The following is a 4,741-nucleotide window of genomic DNA, read 5'->3' on the forward strand; positions in this document are numbered from 1 at the left end:
CTTATGAAGGTCAATTCCCATATAATACATATGCGCACCTCCTTTGAAATGTGAGTCTTTCAAGGGAAGTTTAGCAAAACTTCCCTTTCGAGGTGCACAACTTTTTCATGTTATCAATATAGTACTTGGTGGAGTTGATCAGGATCAGGAGTAGATCAATTGAGGAGAAATGGATAAATTGTCGCCAAGCGAAAAAACGAATTTCCTATCCCTTATCCCTTGTACTCCAAAGAGATTCCTTAAAGCTTGCGGCTATTCTTCATGCGTGGCGGGATCCTCCTCCCGGGCCAGCCCTTACAGAAAGATTCTTGCTCGCAACAGCCGACCCTCGTAGACTTCCCGGTCTTGCATAAAAAATCCTTGTTTCTTGCCATAAATCAGAGTAAATTGTCTTATTTATAAAAGATGAATTTGTCTGAATTTATCATGAGACCAGAGAAGGGAGATAAAACCATGAAGAAAGGCTTTGCTTCTTTGATGATGGCAATGGCATTTTGCGCAACCTGTTTGATCTCGGTCCTCCAGGCCCAGGAAAGCACCAATTACAAACTGAAGGAATATACCTTCAACAACGGGGGCGATCCCCGGAATGGCACGGTGCTGACGTCAACGAACTACAAGGTTTCTCTTGATTCGATCGGGGATACGATCGCCGACGGGAGCATGAGCAGCGCTTCCTACGGAATCAACTCGGGGTTCGACACCTGGTATCTGCCACCGGACGAGGTGTTGAATCTGAGGTTCCTGAGCGACAAGACGACGTTGACGTGGTCGCCGGAAGGGTCTGTGGGGCATTACAACCTCTACCGGGATCTGTTGAGCAACCTCGATCCCGGCTATGGGAACTGTCAGGAGACCTTAATCCAGGATGAACAGGCGACCGACGCGTCCACCCCCTCTGCGGGTCAGGGGTACTTCTATCTGGTCACGGCGGTGAACCGGATTTACGAAGAAGGGACGATGGGGTATAAGTCCAGCGGCGGGGAGCGGCCCAACTCATCACCCTGTCCATAGGGGAGATTTGCTTTCAGGCGGGGCTGGGAAGCCCCGGTTATATGATCCAGAGATTCTTCAAAAGGAGGAAATCATCATGATGACTTTAAGAATGGATACCTTGAAAGGAAGCTTAAGAGGCCATTTGCTATTTCTTCTTGCGACCGCAGCTTTTTCTCTTTTATTCGCGGCAACACCTCCGGAGCGGATCAATTACCAGGGGGTCTTGAGGGACTCCAGCGATAAGCCGATCAGCGGGAGTAAAACGATGGTCTTCCGTCTCTACGATGACCCCTCGGCGGGGACGCTCCTCTGGGAGGAGACATATGACAGTGCAACCTATTCCCCCCAGATTACCGTCACGGATGGGTTGTTCACGGCGGCGCTCGGAGACTCAGCCCACAAGAGTGCCGGCAGTCTGACGAACTTCGGTGATGTCTTTAAGAGCTATGCGGATGTCTATCTGGCGGTGAAAGTCGAGGCGGATGCAGAGATGACGCCCCGGATCAAAGTCATCTCGGCCGGGTATGCTTTGAATGCGAATCATCTCGATGGAACGGATGCGACACAGTTTCTACGGAGCGACACAAGCGATTCCTTCACATCGGGAACGCTGACCATTGACGCCGCAACGACTCTGGATGTCAATGGAGCCCTTCAGATGGACGGCTCAGTCACCAAATCGACCACGGCCCTTGTGACGAACTTCAATGCGGATCTATTGGATGGGAATGATTCCTCGTTTTTTCTAAGCACATCTTCCACAGCGCAGACGAAGACGGGAAAACTCACAGTCAACGCTGCTGCCGGAAACTATGGAGTCGAAGCCTACGGGCCCGTGGCCGGGGGATATTTTAAAGACTACTCACAATCCGGCTATTCTTATGTCGGATATGGGGATTGGGGTATTCAGGCTTATGGAAATACCACAGGTGGATATTTCAAGGATGCAGACAACAGCGGTTATGCTTATGTAGGATATGGAGATGAAGGTATCAGGGCTCTTGGATCTCTCAGGGGAGGATATTTTGAAGACATAGACGAAAGCGGTTATGCCTGGGTGGGGACCGGGAATTACGGAATTGCTGCTTATGGAAGCTACGGAGGGGGATATTTCCAGGATTCAAACAGCAGCGGCTACGCGTACATTGCAGTTATGGATGAAGGTATCCAGGGTTATGGAAACTACTCGGGAGGATACTTCAAAGACTCAGACAACGACGGTTATTCTAAAGTAGGAGTGGGAAATGACGGCATCCATGCCTATGGAACCAACATGGGAGGATATTTTACAGACACAAATAATACCGGCCTTGCTTATGTGGGATATGTTGACCGCGGAATCTGGGCCAAGGGGACCTTTGCCGGAGGAACCTTCTCTCACCCTGATGATGTCACCCACTGGGCGGACGTTTCGACCCTCACACGGAAGATCTATGGAACGGGAACCGTCAGCTTCGTTCAGAATCACCCCTATGATAAGAGCAAAGTGATTGCCTATGCCGCTCCGGAAGGTGATGAAGTGGCTGTCTACACCCGGGGCACCGCGCGTCTCATCAACGGTGAGGGGATTGTGAAGCTCGGGGAGAGCTTCTCGTGGGTTGCCAATCCGGACATCGGCCTGACCGCCCACCTCACTCCTCGAGACCCTGATACTGACATCTATGTTGAGAGCCTTTCGACTAATGAGCTGCTCGTCCGCGCGAATGCTGGTTCGCGGCCGGACGCTTCCTTCGACTACATCGTCTATGGTTTGCGGATCGGCTTCGAAGAGCTTCCTGTTGTTCAGGGAAAAGAGAGGGAAGCATTCCTTCCCGCTGCGGAAGCCGTTCAGGAGAGCTATGCGCAGAGCCCGGAACTGAGATCCTTCAACGCTCTGGAGCGCTTCAAGAGGATGCGCCGGGATAACGGGGAAACAGAAGAGATCGATTTGAGCCGTTCCAGGGCGCTGGCAGCTGCCATCGATGAGAACAAGCAGGCCATTCTGGAAAAAGCCCGCGAGCAAATGGAGCTGGAGAAGAAGCAACATGATCGGCGGCAAGAACTCAATCAAGAACCGCATCCGGGGATAGATGAAAAACCGGATGCGGAAGCAGATCAAGAACAGAATCCGGAAATAAGTCCAGGATCTTTATCCGAAGCTTTCAAAGGGAAGCAACCGCAGGGCTCCAGCGCACCGGATCCTGGTCTCAGCGGCAGAACGGAGGAGAGAGTCACCGGCACGATCCCTGTGGATGACGAGGGAAATATCCATGCGAAATCGTTTCGTTCTTCGTCCACCGACCTGACGAGGAACCTTCCCGTGAGCGAGCCGGTGGAAGCGGGAGATGTCCTGGTTGTCGACCCCTTAAATCCACAGATGATGAAAGGGGGAGACAGGGCTTCCGATCCCGGGGTGGTCGGCATAGTGGCGGGGGAACCGGGCATGGTCCTGGGGCAGGACCAATCCGACACCCAGGCCGAGCGCAGAATGGTTGCTGTGGCGCTTTCGGGGATCGTTCTCTGCAGGGTGGACGCAGGTTACGGGGCGATCCAGATCGGCGATCTCCTGACCACTTCGACCACGAAGGGACACGCCATGAAATCGCCCGACCATGCTGCCGGGACGATCATCGGGAAGGCGCTGGAACCCCTGGAGGCAGGGACCGGGCTGATCAAAGTCGTGGTCATGATGCGCTGATGCGCCGAGCTTTGTTATCATGATGTTTTGATGCACAGGACTCCGTGGTCATGATGTGTTGACGGACAGAGCTTTTTCTCTAGAGTAGACGTTTAAGACTCATCGTTCTTTGATCGGGCAGAGAAAGGAAGGGATCGTGAAAGGAGGAGCTATTATTACGCCGGCGACAAAACCGTTTTGCAATAGCCGCCGGAAGGCATCGAAGCACATTGTTTTTCTTTGTTGGGATTGTGAGTCTCTGTGCTCAATGCAGAGATTTTTAAAAGGAGAGGATCATGACAGGTTTAAGAACCAGAACATTGAAGAGGAGCTTGAAAGAGTATTTCCTTTTCGCAATGAGTGTCTCGTTGTTGCTATTTGCTGCCTCGCCCCCGGAGCGGATCAACTATCAGGGAGTCTTGAGGGACTCAAGCGATAAGCCTATCAGCGGGAATGTTTCCATGAGGTTTCGCTTTTATGACGACCCTCTGGGTGGAACTCTCCTCTGGGAGGAGGTCTATGATCCCAGCAGCTTCCCGCCTGAGATCTCTGTTTCTGACGGGTTATTCACAGTGGCTCTCGGTGACCCGGCTCACAGGAATACCGGTAGCATCCTGAACTTCGCCGAAATCTTTAAGAATTATTCCAGTGTTCATCTTGCAGTCGCTGTCGTGCCGGACCCGGAGATGACTCCCCGAATCAAGGTGATCTCCTCCGCCTATGCCCTCAACGCAGAACACTTGAGCGGCAAGAGTGCAGGAGAGTTTCTGGACACCTCCTCATTCCCTCAGACAAAATACGCACCACTAACACTCGATGCTTCATCGGTGTTATACAGTTATGGAGTGGAAGGGCGAGGCCTCAACGGTGGCGGTTATTTTTTAGATTCAAATCAAAGCGGTTATGCCTATGTGGGATATGGAGATGAAGGCATCAGAGCCTATAGAAACAATAGGGGAGGATCACCACATCACGGTCACTCAATTTCTCCCGATGCTTCGCGATCAACATCCCGCAGATCAATCGCCCTTCCTTCACCGGTCTTCCTCGATCCTTGCTGAAGTATTTCTCATACACCTCTTCGAGTCT

At 52.0% G+C, this 4,741-nt stretch carries 3 protein-coding genes; all 3 read left to right on the forward strand.

The features are described from left to right. The first annotated feature begins 453 nt into the window (after positions 1 to 453). The 3 genes from AB1756_04100 (at position 454) to AB1756_04110 (ending at position 4,713) form a co-directional block, all read left to right on the forward strand. Positions 454 to 1,014 carry a hypothetical protein gene (locus tag AB1756_04100; protein ID MEW5806520.1) on the forward strand — a complete coding sequence of 187 codons (561 nt, stop codon included), beginning with the start codon at positions 454 to 456 and terminating at the stop codon, positions 1,012 to 1,014. A gap of 76 nt (positions 1,015 to 1,090) precedes the next feature. After that, on the forward strand, positions 1,091 to 3,673 hold the full coding sequence (locus tag AB1756_04105; protein MEW5806521.1) for a hypothetical protein: 2,583 nt from the start codon (positions 1,091 to 1,093) through the stop codon (positions 3,671 to 3,673). Positions 3,674 to 3,948: 275 nt separating this feature from the next. Then, a complete protein-coding gene (locus AB1756_04110) occupies positions 3,949 to 4,713 on the forward strand; it encodes a hypothetical protein (protein MEW5806522.1) in 765 nt (254 codons plus the stop codon). The last annotated feature ends 28 nt before the right edge of the window (positions 4,714 to 4,741 follow it).

It is taken from the genome of Acidobacteriota bacterium, assembly GCA_040752675.1.
Taxonomy (GTDB): domain Bacteria; phylum Acidobacteriota; class Polarisedimenticolia; order JBFMGF01; family JBFMGF01; genus JBFMGF01.